The organism is Inquilinus sp. YAF38 (genome assembly GCF_052113205.1).
Taxonomy (GTDB): Bacteria; Pseudomonadota; Alphaproteobacteria; order DSM-16000; family Inquilinaceae; genus Inquilinus.
Genome location: NZ_JBFRCU010000069.1, coordinates 22,543 through 42,508, shown reverse-complemented (window position 1 = coordinate 42,508; position 19,966 = coordinate 22,543). Strand labels below are relative to the sequence as shown.

At 70.5% G+C, this 19,966-nt stretch carries 23 protein-coding genes; 14 read left to right on the top strand and 9 right to left on the bottom strand.

Annotation, left to right across the window (positions count from 1 at the left end; all coding sequences use genetic code 11):
* A partial coding sequence (locus AB4Z01_RS25780; RefSeq protein WP_441698721.1) for an FUSC family membrane protein occupies window positions 1–1,050 on the bottom strand: 1,050 nt, incomplete at its 3' end.
* Between the two features lie 279 nt (window positions 1,051–1,329).
* On the opposite strand from AB4Z01_RS25780, the gene AB4Z01_RS25775 reads away from it, so the two are divergent.
* The 6 genes from AB4Z01_RS25775 (at window position 1,330) to AB4Z01_RS25750 (ending at window position 7,155) form a co-directional block, all read left to right on the top strand.
* On the top strand, window positions 1,330–2,157 hold the full coding sequence (locus tag AB4Z01_RS25775) for a metallophosphoesterase family protein (protein WP_441698720.1): 828 nt from the start codon (window positions 1,330–1,332) through the stop codon (window positions 2,155–2,157).
* Window positions 2,154–3,308 carry an ABC transporter ATP-binding protein gene (locus AB4Z01_RS25770; protein WP_441698719.1) on the top strand — a complete coding sequence of 385 codons (1,155 nt, stop codon included), beginning with the start codon at window positions 2,154–2,156 and terminating at the stop codon, window positions 3,306–3,308. The genes AB4Z01_RS25775 and AB4Z01_RS25770 overlap by 4 nt, the downstream gene beginning before the upstream one ends.
* Window positions 3,301–4,227, top strand: a complete 927-nt coding sequence (locus AB4Z01_RS25765; RefSeq protein WP_441698718.1) for a carbohydrate ABC transporter permease — start codon at window positions 3,301–3,303, stop codon at window positions 4,225–4,227. The genes AB4Z01_RS25770 and AB4Z01_RS25765 overlap by 8 nt, the downstream gene beginning before the upstream one ends.
* Window positions 4,224–5,054: a carbohydrate ABC transporter permease gene (locus AB4Z01_RS25760; RefSeq protein ID WP_441698717.1), complete on the top strand. Its 831-nt coding sequence runs from the start codon at window positions 4,224–4,226 to the stop codon at window positions 5,052–5,054. The genes AB4Z01_RS25765 and AB4Z01_RS25760 overlap by 4 nt, the downstream gene beginning before the upstream one ends.
* A gap of 32 nt (window positions 5,055–5,086) precedes the next feature.
* On the top strand, window positions 5,087–6,352 hold the full coding sequence (locus AB4Z01_RS25755; protein WP_441698716.1) for an ABC transporter substrate-binding protein: 1,266 nt from the start codon (window positions 5,087–5,089) through the stop codon (window positions 6,350–6,352).
* A gap of 65 nt (window positions 6,353–6,417) precedes the next feature.
* Window positions 6,418–7,155 (top strand): GNAT family N-acetyltransferase, encoded by a 738-nt coding sequence (locus AB4Z01_RS25750; RefSeq protein WP_441698715.1) that lies wholly within the window; start codon window positions 6,418–6,420, stop codon window positions 7,153–7,155.
* Between the two features lie 166 nt (window positions 7,156–7,321).
* On the opposite strand, the gene AB4Z01_RS25745 is transcribed toward AB4Z01_RS25750, so the two are convergent.
* The 3 genes from AB4Z01_RS25745 to AB4Z01_RS25735 form a co-directional block, all read right to left on the bottom strand.
* Window positions 7,322–7,792 carry an SRPBCC family protein gene (locus tag AB4Z01_RS25745; RefSeq protein WP_441698714.1) on the bottom strand — a complete coding sequence of 157 codons (471 nt, stop codon included), beginning with the start codon at window positions 7,790–7,792 and terminating at the stop codon, window positions 7,322–7,324.
* A gap of 81 nt (window positions 7,793–7,873) precedes the next feature.
* Window positions 7,874–8,368: a winged helix-turn-helix transcriptional regulator gene (locus AB4Z01_RS25740; RefSeq protein ID WP_441698713.1), complete on the bottom strand. Its 495-nt coding sequence runs from the start codon at window positions 8,366–8,368 to the stop codon at window positions 7,874–7,876.
* A gap of 80 nt (window positions 8,369–8,448) precedes the next feature.
* Complete coding sequence (locus tag AB4Z01_RS25735) at window positions 8,449–9,426, bottom strand: quinone oxidoreductase family protein (protein ID WP_441698712.1); 978 nt, start codon at window positions 9,424–9,426, stop codon at window positions 8,449–8,451.
* A gap of 98 nt (window positions 9,427–9,524) precedes the next feature.
* Between AB4Z01_RS25735 and AB4Z01_RS25730 the strand changes: the two genes are divergently transcribed.
* Window positions 9,525–9,920 carry a winged helix-turn-helix transcriptional regulator gene (locus tag AB4Z01_RS25730; protein WP_441698711.1) on the top strand — a complete coding sequence of 132 codons (396 nt, stop codon included), beginning with the start codon at window positions 9,525–9,527 and terminating at the stop codon, window positions 9,918–9,920.
* On the opposite strand, the gene AB4Z01_RS25725 is transcribed toward AB4Z01_RS25730, so the two are convergent.
* On the bottom strand, window positions 9,917–10,414 hold the full coding sequence (locus AB4Z01_RS25725) for an Lrp/AsnC family transcriptional regulator (protein WP_441698710.1): 498 nt from the start codon (window positions 10,412–10,414) through the stop codon (window positions 9,917–9,919). The genes AB4Z01_RS25730 and AB4Z01_RS25725 overlap by 4 nt on opposite strands.
* Window positions 10,415–10,459: 45 nt before the next feature.
* Here AB4Z01_RS25725 and AB4Z01_RS25720 point away from each other — a divergent pair, with 45 nt between their 5' ends.
* From AB4Z01_RS25720 to AB4Z01_RS25690, 7 genes are all read left to right on the top strand, one after another.
* Window positions 10,460–11,653, top strand: coding sequence for an MFS transporter (locus AB4Z01_RS25720; RefSeq protein WP_441698709.1), 1,194 nt, complete (start codon window positions 10,460–10,462; stop codon window positions 11,651–11,653).
* Window positions 11,654–11,752: 99 nt separating this feature from the next.
* Window positions 11,753–12,784: a type III polyketide synthase gene (locus AB4Z01_RS25715; protein ID WP_441698708.1), complete on the top strand. Its 1,032-nt coding sequence runs from the start codon at window positions 11,753–11,755 to the stop codon at window positions 12,782–12,784.
* On the top strand, window positions 12,784–13,281 hold the full coding sequence (locus tag AB4Z01_RS25710; RefSeq protein ID WP_441698707.1) for an isoprenylcysteine carboxyl methyltransferase family protein: 498 nt from the start codon (window positions 12,784–12,786) through the stop codon (window positions 13,279–13,281). The genes AB4Z01_RS25715 and AB4Z01_RS25710 overlap by 1 nt, the downstream gene beginning before the upstream one ends.
* 83 nt (window positions 13,282–13,364) lie before the next feature.
* A complete protein-coding gene (locus AB4Z01_RS25705) occupies window positions 13,365–14,501 on the top strand; it encodes an acyltransferase family protein (RefSeq protein WP_441698706.1) in 1,137 nt (378 codons plus the stop codon).
* Between the two features lie 73 nt (window positions 14,502–14,574).
* A complete protein-coding gene (locus AB4Z01_RS25700) occupies window positions 14,575–15,276 on the top strand; it encodes a Crp/Fnr family transcriptional regulator (RefSeq protein ID WP_441698705.1) in 702 nt (233 codons plus the stop codon).
* Window positions 15,257–15,889: an NUDIX domain-containing protein gene (locus tag AB4Z01_RS25695; RefSeq protein WP_441698704.1), complete on the top strand. Its 633-nt coding sequence runs from the start codon at window positions 15,257–15,259 to the stop codon at window positions 15,887–15,889. Before AB4Z01_RS25700 ends, AB4Z01_RS25695 begins: the two co-directional genes overlap by 20 nt.
* 102 nt (window positions 15,890–15,991) lie before the next feature.
* Window positions 15,992–16,822: a hypothetical protein gene (locus tag AB4Z01_RS25690; protein ID WP_441698703.1), complete on the top strand. Its 831-nt coding sequence runs from the start codon at window positions 15,992–15,994 to the stop codon at window positions 16,820–16,822.
* Between the two features lie 18 nt (window positions 16,823–16,840).
* Here the strand turns inward: AB4Z01_RS25690 and AB4Z01_RS25685 are convergent, their stop codons facing one another.
* The 4 genes from AB4Z01_RS25685 to AB4Z01_RS25670 form a co-directional block, all read right to left on the bottom strand.
* Complete coding sequence (locus AB4Z01_RS25685; protein ID WP_441698702.1) at window positions 16,841–17,848, bottom strand: GlxA family transcriptional regulator; 1,008 nt, start codon at window positions 17,846–17,848, stop codon at window positions 16,841–16,843.
* Between the two features lie 80 nt (window positions 17,849–17,928).
* Window positions 17,929–18,138, bottom strand: coding sequence for a hypothetical protein (locus AB4Z01_RS25680; protein ID WP_441698701.1), 210 nt, complete (start codon window positions 18,136–18,138; stop codon window positions 17,929–17,931).
* Between the two features lie 106 nt (window positions 18,139–18,244).
* The gene (locus AB4Z01_RS25675; protein WP_441698700.1) at window positions 18,245–18,940 is read right to left on the bottom strand and encodes a pirin family protein; all 696 of its coding nucleotides are present in this window, start codon (window positions 18,938–18,940) and stop codon (window positions 18,245–18,247) included.
* 67 nt (window positions 18,941–19,007) lie between these two features.
* Complete coding sequence (locus tag AB4Z01_RS25670; RefSeq protein ID WP_441698699.1) at window positions 19,008–19,958, bottom strand: LysR family transcriptional regulator; 951 nt, start codon at window positions 19,956–19,958, stop codon at window positions 19,008–19,010.
* Window positions 19,959–19,966 lie beyond the last annotated feature (8 nt).

Genomic DNA, 19,966 nt, shown 5'->3' with positions numbered 1-19,966 from the left:
GGCCTCGGCCGAGTTGCGGAGCGCGGCGCGCAGCGCGCCGGCCAGCCCGATCGACCGCGCCTCCGCCAGATGCAGGCGGGAGCGCAGCAGCGGATCATGCGTCGCGTGGCGGGCGTCGCGCAGCCCGGCCAGCGCCGCCTCGAAGCCCTTTAGCGCCGCCCCGCCCTCCATCGGCCGGCCCTGGCGCAGCGCCATGCCGAGGCCGCGCAGCACCACCGCCGCCCGGCGCATCACGGCCGGCAGCGCCGGGTCGTCGACCTGCGCGCGCAGGTCGGACAGGGCCAGCAGCTCGAGCCGGATGCGCTCGGCCAGGCCCAGCAGCACCCGGAACGCCTCGACCCCACGGATCCGGGCGGCGCCGCTGCGGGCCAGCAGCAGTTGTGCCTCGCCCAGGGAATCGGCCAGGGGCATGAACTCCGTGTCCTCCGGCATCGCCCGCGCGATCTCCGACAGCATGCGGTACACCGAGGCCAGCGCGTCGCGCTCCGGCTGGTAGATCCTGAGCGGCCAGGCGGCGACGGAGAACAGCGTGGCCAGCAGGCCGCCGGCGAAGAACAGGCCGGAGGCGGCCCAGGGGTCGAAGCCGTGGCCGGCGGTGCCCGCGGTCACCACCAGCACGATCAGGATCGCGGTGCCGCCCTGCGTCGCCACCGGGCCGAGCGCCACCAGCATGGCGAGCAGGAAGGCCGAGACCGCCAGCACCGGCAGGAAGGGCAGCCATTGCGTGCCGAGCGAGAAGCCAGCCAGCGCCGCGAGCCCGGCGCCGAGCGAGATCAGCAGCATGCGGCGCAGGCGCAACGCATGCGGCCCCGGCGCGTCCGAGGTGACGACGTTCAGCGCGCCGCCGGCCACGGCCAGCCCGACATCGGTCTGGCCGAGCAACACGCCGAGGATCACGGGCAGCGCCACGGCCAGCGCGTTGCGCAGCGCCACCGGCCAGGGAATGGTGGCGCGGTTCCACTGCACCAGCGCCATCAGCAGCGGTGATCGCCGGCGGGTCGCCGCCCCGGTCACCGCCATGCTGCGCGCCTCGCCCGAACGATCATCCACCCGCCTTCATCGAGTCGCTTCGAGGCATGATGCCCGCCGATGCTGCACGGCGTCGACCGTCGATCCGGTCTCGGCGGACATCGATTCTTCATGCGCACGCAACAGATTCGTCATCCCCGCTCCCTATCATCCGCGCGCCGCGAGACGCAGTGGAACCGGATACCGGCCGCAGCACCGAAGCTCGCTTTTCGACACATCCGATTGCCGCCGCTCGTCGGGCCGCCCGATGTGCGGGTGATTTGCCATGACGGGCGATCGGCAGCAGCAAAGGAGCCGACCGTGCGCGTGGTCCAGATCACAGATACCCATCTCAGCCCCGGCAAGAGCCACTTCGCGCCGAACTGGGCGCCGCTGGCGGAATGGCTGCAGGCCGCCCGGCCGGACCTGGTGGTCCACACCGGCGACCTCAGCGTCGACGGGGCGGATGTCGAGGCCGATCTGGAGCATTGCGCCGAGCTGCTGCGCGCCCTGCCCTTCCCGGTGCTGTCGGTGCCCGGCAACCACGATGTCGGCGACCTGCCCGGCACCCGGCAGCCGGCCAATCACAAGCGGCTGGAGCGCTGGCGCCGCATCGTCGGGCCGGACCGCTGGGTGCACGACCAGCCGGGCTGGCGCCTGGTCGGGCTGAACAGCCAGGTGATCGGCACCGGTGACGAGGAGGAGGAGGCGCAATTCGCCTGGCTCGAGGCCGTGCTGGAGGCCAGTGAGGGCCGCGGTGTCGTGGTCTTCACCCACAAGCCGATCTTCGTCGACCGGCCGGATGAGGGCGACACCGGCTATTGGAGCATCCGACCGGCGCCGCGACGCCGGCTGCTGGAGCTGTTCGAGCGGCACGGCGTGGCCCTGGTCGCCAGCGGCCACCTGCACCGCGCCTGGACCGGCGCCCATCTCGGCACCCGGTATGTCTGGGGCCCGTCCTCCGGCTTCGTCGTCGGGCCGATGGAGCGCGAGATGCCGGGCGACCGCATCCTCGGCGCCGTGATCCACACGCTGGACGAGACGGCGTCGAGCGAGATCGTGGAGCTGCCGGAGCTGCAACCCTTCGTGATCGACGACGTGATCCACGAGGTCTATCCGCGCCACGTGCCGGTCGAGGCCACCCCGTGACCGGGCTGGCGCTGCGGCGCATCAGCAAGGCCTTCGGCGGCAACCGCATCCTGCAGGATGTCACCATCGAGGCCGCGCCGGGCGAGTTCATCGCCCTGGTCGGCCCGTCCGGCTGCGGCAAGACCACCCTGCTGCGCATCGCCGCCGGGCTGGAGCATGCCGACACCGGATCGGTGCAGTTGGGCGACCGCGACATCACGGCGCTGCGCCCGGCGGCGCGCGACATCGCCATGGTGTTCCAGTCCTATGCCCTGTACCCGCATCTGACCGCAGGCCAGAACATCGCCGTGCCGCTGGCGATGCGGCGGCTGTCGACGGCCCAGCGCCTGCCCTTCATCGGCAATCTGATGCCCGGCCAGCGCGGCCTGCGCGCAGAGATCCAGGACTCGGTCCGCGAGACGGCGGCGAGCCTGAAGATCGACCATCTGCTGGACCGCAAGCCGGGCCAGATGTCCGGCGGCCAGCGCCAGCGCGTCGCCCTGGCCCGCGCCCTGGTGCGGCGGCCCGCCGCCTTCCTGATGGACGAGCCGCTGTCGAACCTGGACGCCAACCTCCGGGTCCACACCCGCGGCGAAATCGTCGAGCTGCACCGCCGCGCCGGCGTCACCACGCTCTACGTCACCCATGACCAGTCCGAGGCGCTGAGCATGGCCGACCGGGTCGCGCTGATGATCGGCGGCCGGCTGCTGCAGCTCGACACGCCGTCCCGCATCTACACCGACCCGGCCCATGTCGAGGTGGCGCAGTTCATCGGCAGTCCGCGCATCAACCTGCTGCAAGCGGTGCTGGACGAGACACGCGCCGCCCGGATCGGCGGCCGGGTGCTGGTCGACGGCGTCGAGGCCGTGCCCGGGACCGCGGTGACGCTGGGCATCCGGCCGGAGACGTTTCGCTTCCTGATGCCGGGTCAGCCTGACTTGGCCGCAACGGTGCGCCGGCTCGAGTTCCTGGGCTCCGAGTTGCTGGTGTTCCTGACCCTGGCCGACGGGGCGGAGCTGGTCGCGAAGACCGTCCCGGCCCTGGCGGCCGAGCTGGCGCCCGGCGCCGCCGTGACCCTGGCGGTCGACGCCGCCGACATCCTGGTCTTCGGCCCGGAGGGCGGCCGCGTGCCGGTCACGACGGCGCCGCTGCGGATCGCCGCCCATGGCTGACCTGGCGTTCGATGACGGCACCGCGCGCCGGGCCGCCCGGGCGGCGGCGCGGGCGGAGGGCTTCGCCGCCTGGCGCCTGTCCGCCCCGGCGGTGCTGCTGCTGGCGGTCCTGATCCTGGCCCCGACCCTGGCGGTGCTGGGCTTCAGCCTGACCGATTACGAGCTCGGCTATGACGGCGTCACCTTCATCGGCCTCGACAACTACGCCGAGCTGCTGGGCGACCGCACCTTCCTGATCTCGCTGAAGAACACCGCGGTCTACACCGCCATCGTCACCCCGGCCTCGGTGCTGCTGGGCCTTGGCGTCGCCCTGCTGATCGAGGCGGAGACGCGCGGCCGGGCGCTGTTTCRCACCATCTACTTCCTGCCCGTCGCCTCGCTGCTCGTCGCCATGGCCACGGTCTGGCAGTACCTGCTGCACCCCAGCATCGGCCCGGTGAACGAGATGCTGCGGCTGGTCGGCCTGCCCGGCCCGAACTGGCTGGGCGACAGCAAGACCGTGCTGCTGAGCCTGGCGCTGATCGGGGTGTGGCAGTCGGTCGGCTTCAACATGGTGCTGTTCCTGGCCGGGCTGACCGCGATCCCGCGCGAGCTGTACGCCGCCGCCGAGATCGACGGCGCCGACAATGCCTGGGAGCGGTTCCGGCTGGTCACCTGGCCGATGCTGGGGCCGACCACGCTGTTCGTGATCACCATCAGCGTCGTCAATGCGGTGAAGGTGTTCGAGACCGTCGGCACCCTGACCCAGGGCGGCCCGAACAAGGCGTCCGAAGTCCTGCTCTGGACCATCTACCAGGAGGGCTTCGTCTATCTCCGGGTCGGCTACGCCTCGGCGATGACCGTGGTGTTCCTGGCCGTGCTGGTGGTGCTGATGCTGCTGCAGTACCGGGTGCTCGACCGCCGGGTGCATTACGCATGACCGCCTGGCCTCCCCTGCGGGTCGTCCGGCTGGCCGTGCTGTCGCTCGGCGCCCTGGTCTTCGTCGCGCCCTACCTGTGGATGCTGTCGGTCGCGATGAAGCCGCAGGACGAGATCTTCTCGTCCTCCCTGTCGCTGCTGCCGCACCGCTGGGCCCTGATCGAGAATTTCACCAAGGCGCTGACCCGGGTGCCGATGGCGCAGATCCTGCTGAACGGCGTCATCGTCTGCGGCCTGATCCTGGTGCTGCAGGTGCTGGTGGCCGTGCCCTGCGCCTATGCCATGGCCAAGCTGCGCTTCCGCGGATCCCGGGCCATGGTCACGATGATCATGCTGGGCCTTTTGGTGCCGATCCACGCCATCGCCCTGCCGATCTATGTGGCGCTGTCGGCCACCGGCACGCTGAACACTTATGTCGCGCTGGTCGCGCCCTTCACCATCTCGGTGTTCGGCATCTTCCTGTTTCTGCAGTTCTTCCGGGCGATGCCGGACGACCTGATCGCCGCGGCCCGGCTGGACGGGATGTCGGAGCTGGCGATCGTCTGGCGCGTCATCGTGCCGAATGCCTGGCCGGCGATCACCGCCTTCGCGATCTTCTCGGTCGTCGCCCATTGGAATGACCTGTTCTGGCCGCTGATCGTGGTCAGCGACACCCGCATGGCGACGCCGCCGCTGGGCCTGCTGTTCTTCCGCGCCGCCGAGGCCGGCGACGACTACGGCGCGCTGATGGCGGCGACGGTCATCGTCACCCTGCCGCTGGTCGCCGCCTTCCTGGCCGCCCAGCGCCGCTTCATCGAAGGCATCACACTGACCGGGCTGAAGGGCTGACCCGGTCGCGTTTCTTCCAGAGAGGGGCAATCTTGAAACTGATCCGAACCGCGCTGGCGGGCATGGCTCTGGCGGCGGCAATGACCGGCGCCGCGCAGGCCGAGACCACCCTGACCGTCCATTACCCGATGCCGGGCTTCTTCAAGGACGTGATGGACACGATCTCGCAGAAGTTCATGGCCGAGCATCCGGACGTGAAGATCGTCTTCGCCAGCCCGTCGCCGACCTATGAGGACGGGCTGCAGTTGATCCTGCGTCAGGCCGGCACCGCGGAGATGCCGGACGTCACCTTCATCGGCCTGAACCGGCTGCGGGTGGTGGCGGAGCGCGGCATCTCGGTCGACCTCAAGCCCTTCGTCGAGAGAGACGGTCCTATGGCCGAACAGGGCTTCAGCGACCACATCCTCGGCCTGGCCCAGTTCGGCGGGCAGCAGGCCGGCCTGGCCTTCGCCACCTCGAACCCGATCATGTATCTCAACGCCGACCTGGTGCGGAAGGCCGGCGGCAATCCCGACACCCCGCCCAAGACCTGGGACGAGGTGCTGGCGCTGGGCGCCAAGATCAAGGCGCTGGGCGACGGCGTCGACGGTATCGATTTCCGCTGGCAGGGCGACGACTGGATGTTCAGCGCCCTGCTGTTCGGCGCCGGCGGCGACATGCTGTCGGTCGATGAGAAGAAGGTCGCTTTCGACGGCCAGGAAGGCTTGGCCGCCTTCACCCTGGTCCAGCGCATGGTGATGGAGGGCGGCATGCCGGTCTTCACCAAGTCCGCCGGCGAGCAGGCCTTCGTCGCCGGCAAGGTCGGCCTCGCCTTCCAGACCACCGGCGCGCTGCGCAACACCATCAAGAATGTCGGCGACAAGTTCGAGCTGCGGACCGCGCCGATCCCGCTCTTGGACCCAGCCAAGGGCCGGCTGCCGACCGGCGGCAACGCCGCGGTGATGCTGACCCGCGACCCGGCCAAGCAGCAGGCGGCCTGGGAGTTCATCAAGTTCGCCGCCGGCCCCTATGGCGCGTCGGTGGTTGTGCCGGGCACCGGCTACGTCCCGAACAACGACCTGGCGGCGAAGTCGCCCGAGTATCTCGGCGACTTCTACGCCAAGAACCCGCTGTTCAAGGCCGGGCTGGAGCAGATGGACAAGATGCGGCCCTGGTACGCCTTCCCCGGCAGCAACGGCGTGAAGGTGACCCAGACCATCGTCGACAACCTGTCGCGGGTGGTGGAACAGAGCGCGACGCCGGAGGAGGCCCTGGCCGACGCCGCCGACGAGGTGCAGAAGCTGCTGCCGCGGCGCTGAATCGTCGCTACATAGAGAGAGGGCCGGGCAGCCGTCCGGCCCTTTCCGTTTCGGGGTCCGTGTCCATGTCCGCCGACGATATCGCCTGGAGAGTCGAGGAAGCCTGCCAGAACGCCTGGCCGTCGCCGCGGCAGGTGCTGCTGTGCGGTTGGCTGCTGCGCGCTTCCGGCGGCGCCACGCGCCGGACCAACTCGGTGAACCCGCTGCGCGGCGGCCCGCGCGACCCCAGCGGCATCATCACCACGGCGGAGGGGATCTATCGTGGCCTCGGCCAGCCGTCCCGGTTCCGGGTGCCGGCGATCGCCACCGGCATGGACAAGCCGCTGGATCGTGCGGGCTACGTCGCCGAGGGCGACACCACCACCCTGCTGGCAGACCTGTCCGACCACCGGCCCCGGGATTGCGCCTGGATCGAGCTGTCGGACCGGCCGGACGAGGAGTGGCTCGCGCTGCGGTCCGACCCGGCCGACCCGATCTTCGGCTCGATGGTCGACAGCATCGCGCTGCCCAAGGCCTTTGCCGCCTGCCGGGTCGAGGGCCAGGTGGTGGCGACGGCCTATGGCGTCGTGCACGACCGGCTTTTGGTGGTCGAGGCCGTCGCCACCCGTCCGGAGCATCGCCAGCGCGGCTACGGGACGCGGACCGTCGGCCATCTGATGGACTGGGCCCTGACCCAGGGCGCCGGCGGCGCCTGCCTGCAGGTGGTGGCCGACAACGCTCCGGCCCTGGCCCTCTACGCGTCGCTCGGCTTCCGCACCGAGCTGTACCGCTATCACTACCGCAGCAAGGACACGGCCGGCTGACCAGACGCCGACCCTTGACCTCTTCGTCATCGCGAGGACCCCGGCCCTGAGCCGGGGGACGTGGCGATCCAGCGGCTCGATCTCTGGATGGCCACGCCCCTTCGGGGCTCGCCATGACGGTTCGAGATTTCGGGCGGGCGGCATAGCAACACCGCCCTGCGCCCGTTCAAATCCTGGCAGTTAGCTCCGCCAGCTGGTCGGCGCACAGCCCCCAGCCCTCGTGGAAGCCCATCTTCTCATGGGCCTCGCGGTCGGCGACGGTCCAATGCACCGCACGGGCCGTGTAGCGGGTCTTCCCGCTCTCGTCCTCGAAGGTGATGATGCCGGTGAAGAACGGCTTCTCCGATGGCTCCCAAGCCTTGGTGTAGGCGTCGGTGAAGACCAGGCGCTCGTTCTTGACGATCTCGAGATAGACGCCCCGGTTCGGGAATTCGGTGCCGTCCGGGCCGCGCATCACGATCAAGTTGGACCCGCCGGGCCGCAGATCGACCTCGATCACCGGGGCGGTCCAGGGCCGCGGCGTGAACCACTGCTTCATCAGCTCGGGCTCGGTCCAGGCGCGGAACAGCTTTTCGCGAGGCGCGTCGATCAGGCGGGTCAGCACGAGCTCGCGGTCGGAGGCAGGGGTGGCGGTCACGGGGATCTCCTGGTTTGAACCTTTGATGCCCCAAGGACGGCCCCCCGGCCGCGGTTCCGACACGGCCTCGAATATTTTTCCTCAGCCGGCGGCGCGGACCGCCAGGAAGGCCTCGCGCAGCCGTTCGACCACCGTCGGGCCACTGCGCCGGCGCGGCTGGCCGAGATGGGCGCTGCGCAGATCGTCCATGAACTCGTCCCACAATGCCGGGCCACCCTCCTCCAAGAGCTGGGCGCGGATCGAGAGGTCGGGGGTGGCCGGCATGTGGCGGCGGCCCCAGGCGCCCATATGGGCCAGGAGCGGCACCAGCTGGACCGCCTTCTCGGTCAGGTTGTAGATCGCCTTCTGCTTATGGCTCTCGTCGTCGGTGCGGGTCAGGAACCCGGCCTCGGTCAGGCGCTTCAGCCGGTCGGCCAGGATGTTGGAGGCAATGCCCTCCTCCGACTGGGTCAGCAGCTCACGGAAGTGCCGCCGGTCGCCGAACATGATGTCGCGGATCACCAGCAGGCTCCAGCGGTCGCCCAGGGCCTCGAGGGTCAGATTGATTGGACAGCCGGATCGAGGTTCGTTGGTCATGCACGGTTGCTCCAGTTCCGATTGCAATATGCAATCGGATTGAGCGAACTGCAACTGGTTGTGATCTGAAATCGCCTCACCTACGGCACCAGTACGACCTTGCCGGTGCTCCGGCGGTCTTCCAGCGCGCGGTGCGCGTCGGCGGCCTGATCCAGGCGATAACGCCCCACCGTGATGGTCAGCGCGCCGGCCGCAGCCAAGGTGAACAGCTCCACCAGATCAGCCTGCAGAGCTTCGGGCGTCAGCAACGGCAGCAGGGCGAAGCCCTTCAGCGACTGATTTCGGAACAGCATCCCTTCCAGCTCGGCGGGCTTGAGCTCGAACCGGCCCAGCGCGCCGAACACCAGCTCGCCGGCTGGCGCCAGGGCGTCGAGGCAAGCCTTGGTGACGGCGCCGCCGACGGTGTCGTAGACGATATCGGCTCCCAGACCGCCGGTGGCGTCCTTGACCCGGGCGACCCAGCCGGGCTCGCAATAATCGACGCCGAAATCCGCTCCGAGGTCACGGACAACATTCAGCTTCTCCTGCCCTCCCGCGACGGCAATCACCCGCTCGGCCCCGGCGCGCCGGGCCAACTGCAGCAGCAGCGACCCGACGCCTCCGGCCGCGGCCGTGACCAGGACCGTCCGGCCGCGCGGCGGGCTGCGCCGCACCAGGTGCAGCGCCGTGAGACCCTGCACCAGCAGCGCCACAGCGTGCTCGAAAGACAGGCCTTCAGGCAGCTTCACGACCGAAGCGGCTTCGACGGCGAGATATTCGGCATAGCCGCCGGCGGGGCGCCCGATCGCGAACATCGGCACAGCCGCTCGCGTACCGCGCAGCGCGGCATCGACGCCCTGCCCGACCGCCTCGATCTCTCCCGCCACCTCGACACCCGGGACCATCGGCAGCTCGGGCGTCACGGCGTAGAGGTTCCGCCGCATCAGCGTCTCGAAATAGTTCACCCCGGCGGCCCGAACCCGGACCAGCACCTCGCCGGGGCCGGGTTGCGGGGTCGGCTGCTCGACGGTCTCGAGCACCTCGGGCCCGCCGAAGCGGCTGAACTGGACGGCTTTCATGGCCTCACCTGACGTTGGACAGCGTGAGACGCCTCTTGCCAGTATGCCGCCCGGCGGCTCTACCCACTCTTTCGTTCCATACTGACCAGAAGGTGACCATGGCAGAGACGATCAAGCGGCTGCCGGTGCTGCCGGTGGAGCGGGCCTTCAAGGTGATCGGCGGCCGCTGGAAGGCGGTCATCCTCTATCACCTCTTCGACGGCCCCCGCCGGCTGTCGCAACTCAAGCGATCGTTGCCCGAGGTCAGCCAGAAGGTCTTGATCCAGCAACTGCGCGAGATGGAGGAGCACGGGCTGGTGCACCGCGAGATCTTCCGCCAAGTGCCGCCGCGGGTCGATTATTCGGCCACGCCGCTGGGGCTGAGCCTGGAGCCGGTGCTGCGCGCGCTGTGCGACTGGGGCCAGAGCCATGCCGCCGCGCTGGACGAGCTGGACCGTCTGGCCGAATGTCGCCTGCGGCCCACGCAAGCCATGGACGCGTCGCCCGCCCCCTAATCGGCCGGCAGTGCCCCGCGCTCCAGATGCGAACTGAGCACGATGTAGCTGCGCGTGCCCTGGACGCCGGGAATGTCGTAGATCACCCGCAGCAGGTCCTCCAGCCCCTGGGCGTCCTGCGTCCGCACCTTCAGCATGAGGCAGGTGTCGCCGGTGACGGTGTGGATCTCCTCCACATCCGGTCGCTGCGCCAGGTCCAGCATCTCCTGGGTCTTGCCCCAGCCGGTGGTGTTGACATGGATGAAGGCCAGGATCGGTTTGCCGAGCTTGCGCCCGTCCAGCGCCGCGACCGTGGCCTTGATGACTCCGTCGCGCTTCAGCCGCTTCACCCGTTCATGCACCGCCGGCGGCGACAGGTTCAGCGCCCGGCCGAGCTCGGCGTAGCTCAACGTCGCGTCGGTCGCCAGCAGCCCTAACAGCCTTCGGTCGACGGCGTCGAGGGAAGGGGCCTCCGCGGGCCGGCGCCGAACCGTTTTCGTATTTTCGATGACCACGAGAATTGCCCTTCATGACCGAACCAGGTTCGGCAACTATATCTCATGACCGAACGCCATCAACATCAGAGCGCCGTCTCGCTGCAGACCGCGATCCTGACCGCCGGCATTGCCGTGGTCGGCTCGAACTCGCTGGTGCTGAGCCCGATCCTGGGCGACGTCGCCACGGCGATGGCGGCCACGCCGGTGGCCGTGTCGCGCGCCATCGCCGCCTATGGCGGGGCGACCGCGCTGTCCGCCTTCCTGCTGGCGCCGCAGATCGACCGCATCGGCCCCCGCCGGGCGCTGCTGGGCGGCATGGTCGGGCTGGCGGCGGCAACGTTGCTCTCCGCCTTCGCCATGCATTGGCTGTTGCTCGCGGCGGCCCAGGCGCTGGCCGGCCTGGGCGCCGGGATCATCCTGCCCTCGATCTACACCCTGGCCACCACCATCGCACCGCCGGGTCGGGAATCACGGGTGCTGGGCCGGGTGCTGACCGGCTGGTCGATCTCCATGGTCGCCGGGGTACCGGCCGCCGCCCTGGTGGCCGAGACGCTGGGCTGGCGCGCCGTCTTCCTGGTGCTGGCCGGCCTGGCCGTGCTGGCCCTGTTCGGCATCGCGCGACTGCCGGCACCGCCGTCGCGCGACCGAGGCGCAAGGCCGGGGCTGGGGGCGGTGGTCGCCCCCCTCGCCTATCCCGGCGTGCCGGCGCTGCTGGCGATCTGCCTCGGCTTCATGGCCGCGTTCTACGGGGTCTACGCCTTCATCGGCGACCATGTGCGGGCCGAGCTCGGCGTCAGCGCCGGCCAGGCCGGGCTGATCGTGCTGACCTACGGCATCGGCTTCGGCGCCGCCAGCTTCGGCGATGGGCTGGTCGACCGGCTGGGGCCACGCCGGCTGTTCCCGCTGGTGCTGCTGGTGGTGGCCGCGATCTACGCGCTGATGCTGCCGGCGACGCGCAGCTTCGCCGCGATCGCCACGCTGACCGGCCTGTGGGGCTTCGCCAATCATTTCGGGCTGAACATCCTGGTGCTGCTGCTGTCCCGCGCCAAGCCCGAGGCGCGCGGCGCCGTGCTGGGGCTGAACAGCGCCGTCACCTATCTCGGCACCCTGATCGGCACCGGTCTGGCCGGGATCGGCTATGCCGCCGCCGGCTTCCCGCCGCTGGCGATGGGAGCGGCCGTGGCCTGCCTCGCCGCCGCCCTGATCTCTGCGACGGCGCTGCGGCCGCGGCGGATCACCGACCCTGCGGCATCCTGACCTGCGTTACGCACGCAACGCGACGGCCTCTTTCCCGAACAGACTGGAAGGACCAGTTCTGGTCCCTCCCTGAGCGGGATGGCCCCGCGGAGGTACAGGATGCCGAGACTCGCGGGGCTGGCAACGGCCGTTCCCCGGTATGTGATCACCCAGGACGAGGCGCGCGAAGGCGCCCGGCGCGTCTTCGCGGCGAAGCCGGCGCTGTTCGAGCGCATGGCGCCGATCTACGATTCCGCCGGCATCGACACCCGCCGTTCCGCCGTGCCGCTGGACTGGTACTTCGCCCCGCATGATTGGCACGATCGCAGCGCCGTGTTCATGGACACGGCGCTCGACCTGCTGGAGGACGCGGCAAGGCGCTGCCTGGATGAGGGCGGCATCGGCGCCGGCGAGGTCGACGCCATCGTCACCATCTGCTCGACCGGCATCGCCACGCCCAGCCTCGATGCCCGGCTGATGGAGCGGCTGCCGTTCCGGCCGGACACGGTGCGGCTGCCGGTGTTCGGCCTGGGCTGCGCCGGCGGCGTGCTGGGCCTGGCCCGAGCCGCGGCGCTGTCGCGCGCGCTCAACGGCACGGTGCTGCTGCTGGTGGTGGAGCTGTGCGGCCCGACCTTCCGCCGCGGCGACCTGACCAAGAGCAACGTCGTCGCCACCGCCCTGTTCGGCGACGGCGCCGCCGCGGTGCTGATCCGGCCGGAGGACGGCGCGCCGGCCCTGGGGCCGACCGGCGAGCATCGCTGGCCCGGCACGCTGGATGTGATGGGCTGGTCGGTCGAGGCCGACGGGCTCGGCGTGATCTTCTCGCGCGACATCCCGACCCTGGTGCGCCGCGACCTGCGGCCGGCGGCGGACGCCTTCCTCGACCGGCACGGACTCGGTGTCGCGGATCTCTCCGGCTTCGTGTTCCACCCCGGCGGCACCAAGGTGGTCGAGGCGCTGCGCGACGCCTTCGAGCTGCCGGATGCGGCGATGGCGGCCGAGCGCGCGGTGCTGCGCCGCTACGGCAACATGTCGGCAGTGACGGTGCTGTTCGTGCTGGCGGAGAAGCGCCGGCAGATGGCCGGGCGCTGGCTGCTGAGCGCGCTGGGCCCCGGCTTCTGCGCCGGCTTCGCCGTGCTGGACTGCGGCTGATGCTCGGCTGGGCACAGGGGGTGGCGCTGCTGGTGGCCGCCCAGCGCCTTGGCGAGCTTGTCTATGCCCGCCGCAACGAGAGCCGGCTGCGGGCCCGCGGCGCGGTCGAGAGCGGCGCGCGCCACTATCCGCTGTTCATTCTGCTGCATGGCGCCTGGCTGCTGGCGGTCTTCCTGCTGGTCCCGGCCGACCGCGACCCGACCTGGCCGCTGCTGGCCCTTTTCGTGCTGCTGCAGGCGGCGCGGGTCTGGGTGGTGGCGACGCTGGGGCCGTACTGGACCACGCGCGTCCTCAGCCTGCCCGGCGCCCCGCTGGTACGCCGCGGCCCTTATCGCTGGGTCCGGCACCCCAATTACCTGATCGTGACGGCGGAGATCGCGGTGCTGCCCCTGGCCTTCGGTGCTTGGTGGATCGCCATCGCCTTCTCTCTCGCCAATGCCCTGCTGCTGTACCACCGCATCGGGGTCGAGGAGGGCGCCCTGGCCGGACGGGGTTGAGGCGGGACGCCGCAGCCCCGGGGAACGTTCGGCCGGCCCGATGGTTCGGTCCATCAGGCGCCTTCAACAGCATTCCGGAGCTCATGGCCGAGGCATCCCCCCGCAGCCAGCAGCAATACTTTCCCGCCCTGACCGCGCTGCGTGGCATCGCCGCGCTCTGCGTCGTGCTGTTCCACTATTCGGTCGGATCCTTCCCGAACCTGCATCTGACCGACACGACCTTCTTCGTCGGCAAGAGCTATCTCTTCGTCGACCTGTTCTTCGCGCTCAGCGGCTTCATCCTGATGCACGTCTATGGGCGCAATTTCGCCGATGGGCCGTCGAAGGCGACGCTGGGCCCGTTCCTGCAGGCCCGCCTGGCGCGGCTATACCCGCTGCATCTCGTGCTCCTGGGCGGCTTCGTGCTGCTGGAGCTGGTGAAGCTGGCCGTCGGCCAAGGCGCCTTCGGCGGCAGCCACACCCTGGCCACCCTGCCGGGCAGCCTGCTGCTGCTGAACGCGGCCGGGCTCTACGACACCATCACCTGGAACGGACCGTCCTGGTCGATCAGCGCCGAATGGATCGTCGGCCTCGCCTTCCCGCTGCTGGTGCCGGTCGTCGCCCGGCTGCGCCCGACCGGGCTGCTCCTGCTCTATGTCGCGACCCTGGCCGGCTTCGCCCTGCTGTCCGCGGGACCGCAGCACGACCTCGACCTGACCAGCGACTGGGGCGTGCCGCGCTGTTTCCTCGGCTTCACCGGCGGCATGGTCCTCTACCGCGCCTGGCAGGACGGCGCCCCGCGATGGATGGCAACCGATGCGGCGTCCCTGGGCACCGCCGCGGCCATCATCCTGGCCATGCACCTGAACATGCGCGGCGTCTTCATCGTGCCGCTGTTCGGCCTGCTGATCCTCTGCCTGGCGCAGAACACGGCACGGGTGGGCCGGGCGCTGGGCACGCGGCCGATGATCTTCCTCGGCGAGATCTCCTACGCCGTCTATCTGGCGCAGATCCTGCTGCTCGACAGCGTGCATCTCGGCTGGCGGCTGGCCACCGGGCACGAGATCGAGGATGCCGGCTTCTCCGCCCTGCAGTCGCTGGGGGTGATCGCCCTGATGGTCGCGGCGCTGCTGCCGCTCTCCATCCTGCTGCATCGCCGGGTCGAGGTTCCGGCCCGCGGCTGGCTGCGCCGGATCGGCGCGCCACGCCCGCTGCGCCCCGCTTTCCAGCGCTCGGGCTGAGGGCTGCAGATCGGCTCTGGCGGGCGCGGCCCGCCGGCCCTATCCTGGCGCGCCTCAACAACGAGACGCACCCGTGCCTGCCAACGACGCCCGCCCCCTCGACGGGATCGATCTTCTCGCGCTTGCTCCGGCCACCTTGCGCGCCGAGTTGCAGAAGCAATGCCGCTGGCAGCGCTTCGCGCCGCATGAGCAGATCATCGACCGCAACGACGATCCAGACCACGTCTACTTCCTGGTCGAGGGCAAGGTCCGGGTGGTGATCTATTCCGCCTCGGGCCGCGAGATCACCTTCGACGACCTGTCGGCCGGTGCCTCCTTCGGCGAGCTGTCGGCGCTGGACCGGGAGCCGCGCTCCGCCAATGTCATGGCGCTGACCGACGCGACCGTCGCCGCCTTGCCCACCGCCCTGTTCCGCAGCGCCGTAACCGAGCATCCCGCCATGGCGCTGGCGGTCATGGTGCATCTGGTCGGCATGGTCCGCCGGGCCAATGAGCGGATCATGGAGCTGAGCACGGTTGGCGCCAACAACCGGGTGCATGCCGAGCTGCTGCGCCTGGGGACGCTCGGGGCGCAGCCGGACGGCAGCGCGACGATCCGGCCGATCCCGGTGCATTCCGACATCGCCAGCCGGGTCAGCACCACGCGCGAGACGGTGGCGCGCGTACTGAGCGATCTGGCCAAATCGGGCATCGTCGTCCGTGCCGCCGACCATCTGCAGGTCGCCGATCTGAGCCGCCTGGAGCGGCTGGTGGAGGATGTCCGTGGCGAGTGGTGACGGTGGCGGCAGCGGTGGGGGCCTGAACCGCTGGATCACGCTGAAGATCAAGTCGGTCTATGAGAATCCCTGGATCAAGGTCGATGAGCACGATGTGCTGACCCCGGCCGGCACGCCCGGGATCTACGGCGTGGTCACTTTCAAGAACCTGGCGATCGGGGTGGTGCCGATTGACGACCGCGGCCGGGTCACCCTGGTCGGGCAGTACCGCTACGCCCTCGACCTGTACAGCTGGGAGATCCCGGAGGGCGGTGGCGACCCGCAGCTGCCGCCGGTCATCTCGGCCCAGCGCGAGCTGCGCGAGGAGACCGGGCTGGAGGCGGCGCATTGGCACAGCCTCCTGACCATGCATCCATCGAACAGCGTTTCGACCGAGGTCGCCCATCTGTTCGTCGCCTGGGGCCTGACCCAGGGCGAGGCCGAGCCGGAGGAGACCGAGGATCTGGCGCTGCGCACGGTGCCGTTGGCCGAAGCCTTCGCCATGGTGATGGACGGCCGGATCACCGATTCGCTGACCGTTGCCGCCCTGCTGCAGTTGCAGGTGATGCTGCTGAGCGGCACCTTGCCCCCGGGCCTGGCCGAGATCCTGCAGCAAGCCGAGACCGTCGGCTGACCGGCCGGCAACCGAAGCATCAAGGAAGCATCATCGTCCTGTCACGGCCCCGGGCCTAGGGTCCGCGCCTTCCGTAGACGTGAGGGACGATCGATGATCCGCATGACCGCTGTTCCAGCCCTGCTTCTCGCCGCCGGCCTCCTGGCGGCCCCGGCCCGGGCGGAGGAGCCGAAGCCCTACCCGGTCGAGGCGGTCGCCTCCTTCCCCGCGGCGGAGGCGCGGCAGGCCGTGGCGGTGGATGCCGATTCCTTCTACGCCATCAACAGCCGGTCGATCGCCCGCTACGACCGGAAGACCGGCGCCCGGATCGCCGCCTGGGCCGAAGCGAAGGACGGGCCGATCCTCCATCTCGACAGCGGCGTGGTCGTCGACGGCAAGCTCTACACCGCGCATTCCAATTACCCGGAATGGCCGATGGCCAGCTCGGTCGAGATCTGGGATGCGGCGACGCTGAAGCATGTCGGCACGCACAGCTTCGGCATCGATCGTGGCTCGCTGACCTGGATCGACTATCACGACGGGGCCTGGTGGGGCGGCTTCGCCAACTACAACCGGGTGTTCGACCGAAGCCCGCTTGCCTATGGCAACAAGTACAACACCCAGATCGTCCGCTTCGACGCCGACTGGCGCGTCGCCGAAGCCTGGATATTGCCGCCGGAGCTGCTGGAGAAGTTTGGCGACATGAGCAATTCCGGCGGCTCCTGGGGGCCGGACGGGCGGCTGTGGATCACCGGCCATGACGAACCGGAGGTCTATGCCCTGGCTCTGCCGGAGGCGGGCTCGATGCTGCGCTGGGTCGCCACCGCGCCGCTCGACATCGCCGGCCAGGGCATCGCCTGGGACCGGACGCAGCAGGGCGTGATCTGGGGCGTGGTCCGCGACAAGGAGAAGAACGAGAACCGCGTCACCGCCGCCCGGGTGCGGCTACCGTAGCCGGCGGCGCTGGTCCCGCTACCACGCCCGGCGCTGGCCCATGACCTGGGTCGGGGCGACCGGGCGCGGCGCCCGCTCCGCCCGCGGCGAGTGGCTGAACAGCGAGCGGTAGCATTTGGCGAAATGCGAGGCCGAGGCGAAGCCGCAGGCCACCGCCACCTCCAGGATCGGCAGCGAGGTCTGCGCCAGCAGGATCTGGGCGTGCTTCAGCCGGGCCTCGAGATAGTACTGGGACGGGGTGCAGTTCAGATAGATCCGGAACAGCCGCTCGAGCTGCCGGGTCGACAGCCCGGCGGCCCGGGCCAGCGCCGCCCGCGGCAGCGGCTCGGCCAGGTTGGCCTCGATCTCGGCGATCGCGGCCAGCAGCTTCGGGTGGCTGACGCCGAGCCGCTCGCGCAGCTCCATCCGCTGCGGCGCATGGCCCTGGCGCGGCCGGGCGTGCAGGAACTGCTCCGCCACCTGGTTGGCGAGGTCGATCCCATGCGCCTGGCCGATCAGGTAATGAGTCATGTCCAGCGACGCGGTACCGCCGGCCGAGGTGAAACGGTCGCGGTCTATCTCGAACAGCCGTCCGGTGACGTCGAGCCGCGGGAAGGTCTCGGTGAAGCCGCTGAGATTCTCCCAGTGGATGGTGCAGCGATAGCCGTCGAGCAGGCCGGCCCAGGCCAGGTGATAGGTCCCGGTCGAGACCGCGCCGAGCCGCGAGCCGCGCCGCGCCATCCGCCGCAGCCAGGCCAGGATGCGCTCATCGCGGCCGTCCTGCGGGTCCAGCCCGGCGACGACCACGATCATGGTGAAGGAATCCTCCGGCCCGATCGCGCCCTGCGCCATCAGCACGCCGCCGTTGCTGGCCGTGACCGGCTCGCCGTCGACCGAGAGCAGCCGCCAGTCGTAGAGCGTCCGCCGCGCCACCCAGTTGGCGGCCCGGAACGGCTCCAGCACCGCCGACAGGGCCATCATCGAGAAGTTCGGCACCAGGAGGAACCCCACCCGCTGCGGCGGTTCGGTCATCGGATCGTCGGCCATGCCCTGGTCTGCTGCGCGTCACGCGGTTTCCGGCATCCGGCCACAGCGCCGCGGCCGGCGCAACCCCCGTGCCGGTCGGGTCAGCGCCGCTCCCGGTCGCGGGAGCGCCCCCGCAGAATCAGGACCACGAAGCCGCCGATCAGCAGCAGGGCCGCCACCGCCGCGCCGGCGGCGATCCGGACGGCCTGGCCGCCGTCGCTTCCGGCCAGGTCGCCGGTGATGGCGAAGCTCCAGACGCCGATTCCGATCAGGAAGGCGGCGATGGCGGCGATCAGCAGGGCGATGCGCATGGGCGACGGTCGCAGACAACCAGGGAAAAAGCATCCTGCCAGGACGGACGGCAGCCGGTCGAGAGGGCCGCGGCCCGGATACGATCTCCGGGCCGCGGTGTGGAGGTCAGGCGAGGTCGAACAGCAGGAACTCCGCCTCGGTCTCTGCGGTGATCCGAAGGCCCGGCTCGTCCTCGACCGCGGCACCGTCGCCCGTCCGCATCTCATGGCCGTCGAGCGTGACGACCCCGCGGGTCAGCTGGACGAAGGCGGCGCGGCCCGATGCGATCGCATGCTCCACCGTCTCGCCGGCGGCAAGCTGCGCGATCGAGAGCCGGGCGTCCTGGTGGATCCGCAGCACACCGTCGCCGGCCTCAGGCCCCGCCACCAGCCGCAGCCCGCCCGCCAGCCCTTCGCCGACGCTCAACTGCTCGTAGCCGGGGGCCAGGCCGCTTCGGTCGGGATGGAGCCAGATCTGCAGCAGGTGCAGCGGCTCGGTCGCCGAAGGGTTCATCTCGGCATGGGTGATGCCGGTGCCGGCGGTCATGCGCTGCAGGTCGCCGGCGCGGACGACCGCGGTGTTGCCGAGGCTGTCGCGATGCTCGACCGCGCCGGACAGCACATAGGTCAGGATTTCCATCTCGGCATGGGGATGCGCCGGGAAGCCGGCGCCGGGGACGACCCGGTCCTCATTCAGCACGCGCAGCGACCGGAACCCCATGCGGTCCGGGTCGTGGAACCGGCCGAAGGAGAAGGTGTGGCGGGCCTCGACCAAGCCGGTCTCGGTGCGGCCCCGGGCCATGCGGTCATGCAGCGTGATCATCGCGATCTCCGATCCGGTGGTGATGCCGGGAAGATCGCGACGATCGGCCGGGAGCGGAAGCGGCGGATCAGGAAACCCGGCGTTCGGCCGGGGCGAACGCCAGCCCCTGCTCCCAGGGCGCGGCCTCGCCGCAGCTCTCGGCCAGGTGGTCGATCAGCGCCCGCACCCGGCGCGACAGGTGCCGGGTCTGCGGATACAGCGCGTGGATCACATCCGCCACCGGCTCGGCGTCCAGCGCCACCGGCAGCAGCCGGCCCTGGCGCAGCGCGTCGGCGACGATGAAGGTGGGCAGCACGGTGAGGCCGAGGCCGGCGATCGCCGCATCCCGGGCGGCCTCGCCGTTGTTGACGGTGACCCGGCTGCGCATCGCCACGCTGCGCGGCGGCCCGCCGGCGGCGAAGGGCTCGAACTGCCAAAGCCAGGTGGACGGCGCCTCGGCGGAACCGATCGCCTCGTGCTGCGGCAGCTCGGCCAAGGTTTTCGGCAGTCCGGCGGCGGCGGCGTAGCCGGGACTGGCACAGATCACCCGCCGGCTGGCGGCGAGCCGCCGGGCGATCAGCGCCGAATCGCGCGGCCGCGTGATGCGGATGGCCAGGTCATAGCCCTGCGCCGCCAGGTCGACCATGCGGTCGTCGAGGTCGAGGGTCAGGGCCAGCCGCGGGTGCCGGCGGGCGAAGTCGAACAGCACCGGGCCGAGATACAGCGTGCCGAAGCTCATCGGCGCGGCGACGCGCAGGCCCCCGCGCAGGTCGCCATCGCCCTCCGCCACCTCCTCCGCCGCCTCGTCGAGCTGGCGCAGGATGCTGCGGCCGCGCTCATAGAAGGCCAGGCCCCGGTCGGTCGGCAGCACCCGGCGCGTCGAGCGCTGCAGCAACGCCCCGCCCAGCGCCGCCTCGAGGTCGCTGACGCGCTTGCTGACCACCGATTTCGACAGGTTCAGCCGCCGCGCCGCCGCGCTGATGCTGCCGCTGTCCACCACCTGCAGGAAGGTGGCGATGTCATCGAGCCGATATCGCATCGTTCGAT

Coding starts and splice junctions, on each gene's coding strand:
- AB4Z01_RS25750 (WP_441698715.1), top strand. CDS start 6,418: ATGTCCGCCGACGATATCGCCTGGAGAGTCGAGGAAGCCTGCCAGAAC.
- AB4Z01_RS25730 (WP_441698711.1), top strand. CDS start 9,525: ATGGCAGAGACGATCAAGCGGCTGCCGGTGCTGCCGGTGGAGCGGGCC.
- AB4Z01_RS25705 (WP_441698706.1), top strand. CDS start 13,365: ATGGCCGAGGCATCCCCCCGCAGCCAGCAGCAATACTTTCCCGCCCTG.
- AB4Z01_RS25670 (WP_441698699.1), bottom strand. CDS start 19,958: ATGCGATATCGGCTCGATGACATCGCCACCTTCCTGCAGGTGGTGGAC.
- AB4Z01_RS25760 (WP_441698717.1), top strand. CDS start 4,224: ATGACCGCCTGGCCTCCCCTGCGGGTCGTCCGGCTGGCCGTGCTGTCG.
- AB4Z01_RS25710 (WP_441698707.1), top strand. CDS start 12,784: ATGCTCGGCTGGGCACAGGGGGTGGCGCTGCTGGTGGCCGCCCAGCGC.
- AB4Z01_RS25740 (WP_441698713.1), bottom strand. CDS start 8,368: ATGACCAACGAACCTCGATCCGGCTGTCCAATCAATCTGACCCTCGAG.
- AB4Z01_RS25720 (WP_441698709.1), top strand. CDS start 10,460: ATGACCGAACGCCATCAACATCAGAGCGCCGTCTCGCTGCAGACCGCG.
- AB4Z01_RS25735 (WP_441698712.1), bottom strand. CDS start 9,426: ATGAAAGCCGTCCAGTTCAGCCGCTTCGGCGGGCCCGAGGTGCTCGAG.
- AB4Z01_RS25690 (WP_441698703.1), top strand. CDS start 15,992: ATGACCGCTGTTCCAGCCCTGCTTCTCGCCGCCGGCCTCCTGGCGGCC.
- AB4Z01_RS25695 (WP_441698704.1), top strand. CDS start 15,257: ATGTCCGTGGCGAGTGGTGACGGTGGCGGCAGCGGTGGGGGCCTGAAC.
- AB4Z01_RS25685 (WP_441698702.1), bottom strand. CDS start 17,848: ATGGCCGACGATCCGATGACCGAACCGCCGCAGCGGGTGGGGTTCCTC.
- AB4Z01_RS25675 (WP_441698700.1), bottom strand. CDS start 18,940: ATGATCACGCTGCATGACCGCATGGCCCGGGGCCGCACCGAGACCGGC.
- AB4Z01_RS25680 (WP_441698701.1), bottom strand. CDS start 18,138: ATGCGCATCGCCCTGCTGATCGCCGCCATCGCCGCCTTCCTGATCGGA.
- AB4Z01_RS25715 (WP_441698708.1), top strand. CDS start 11,753: ATGCCGAGACTCGCGGGGCTGGCAACGGCCGTTCCCCGGTATGTGATC.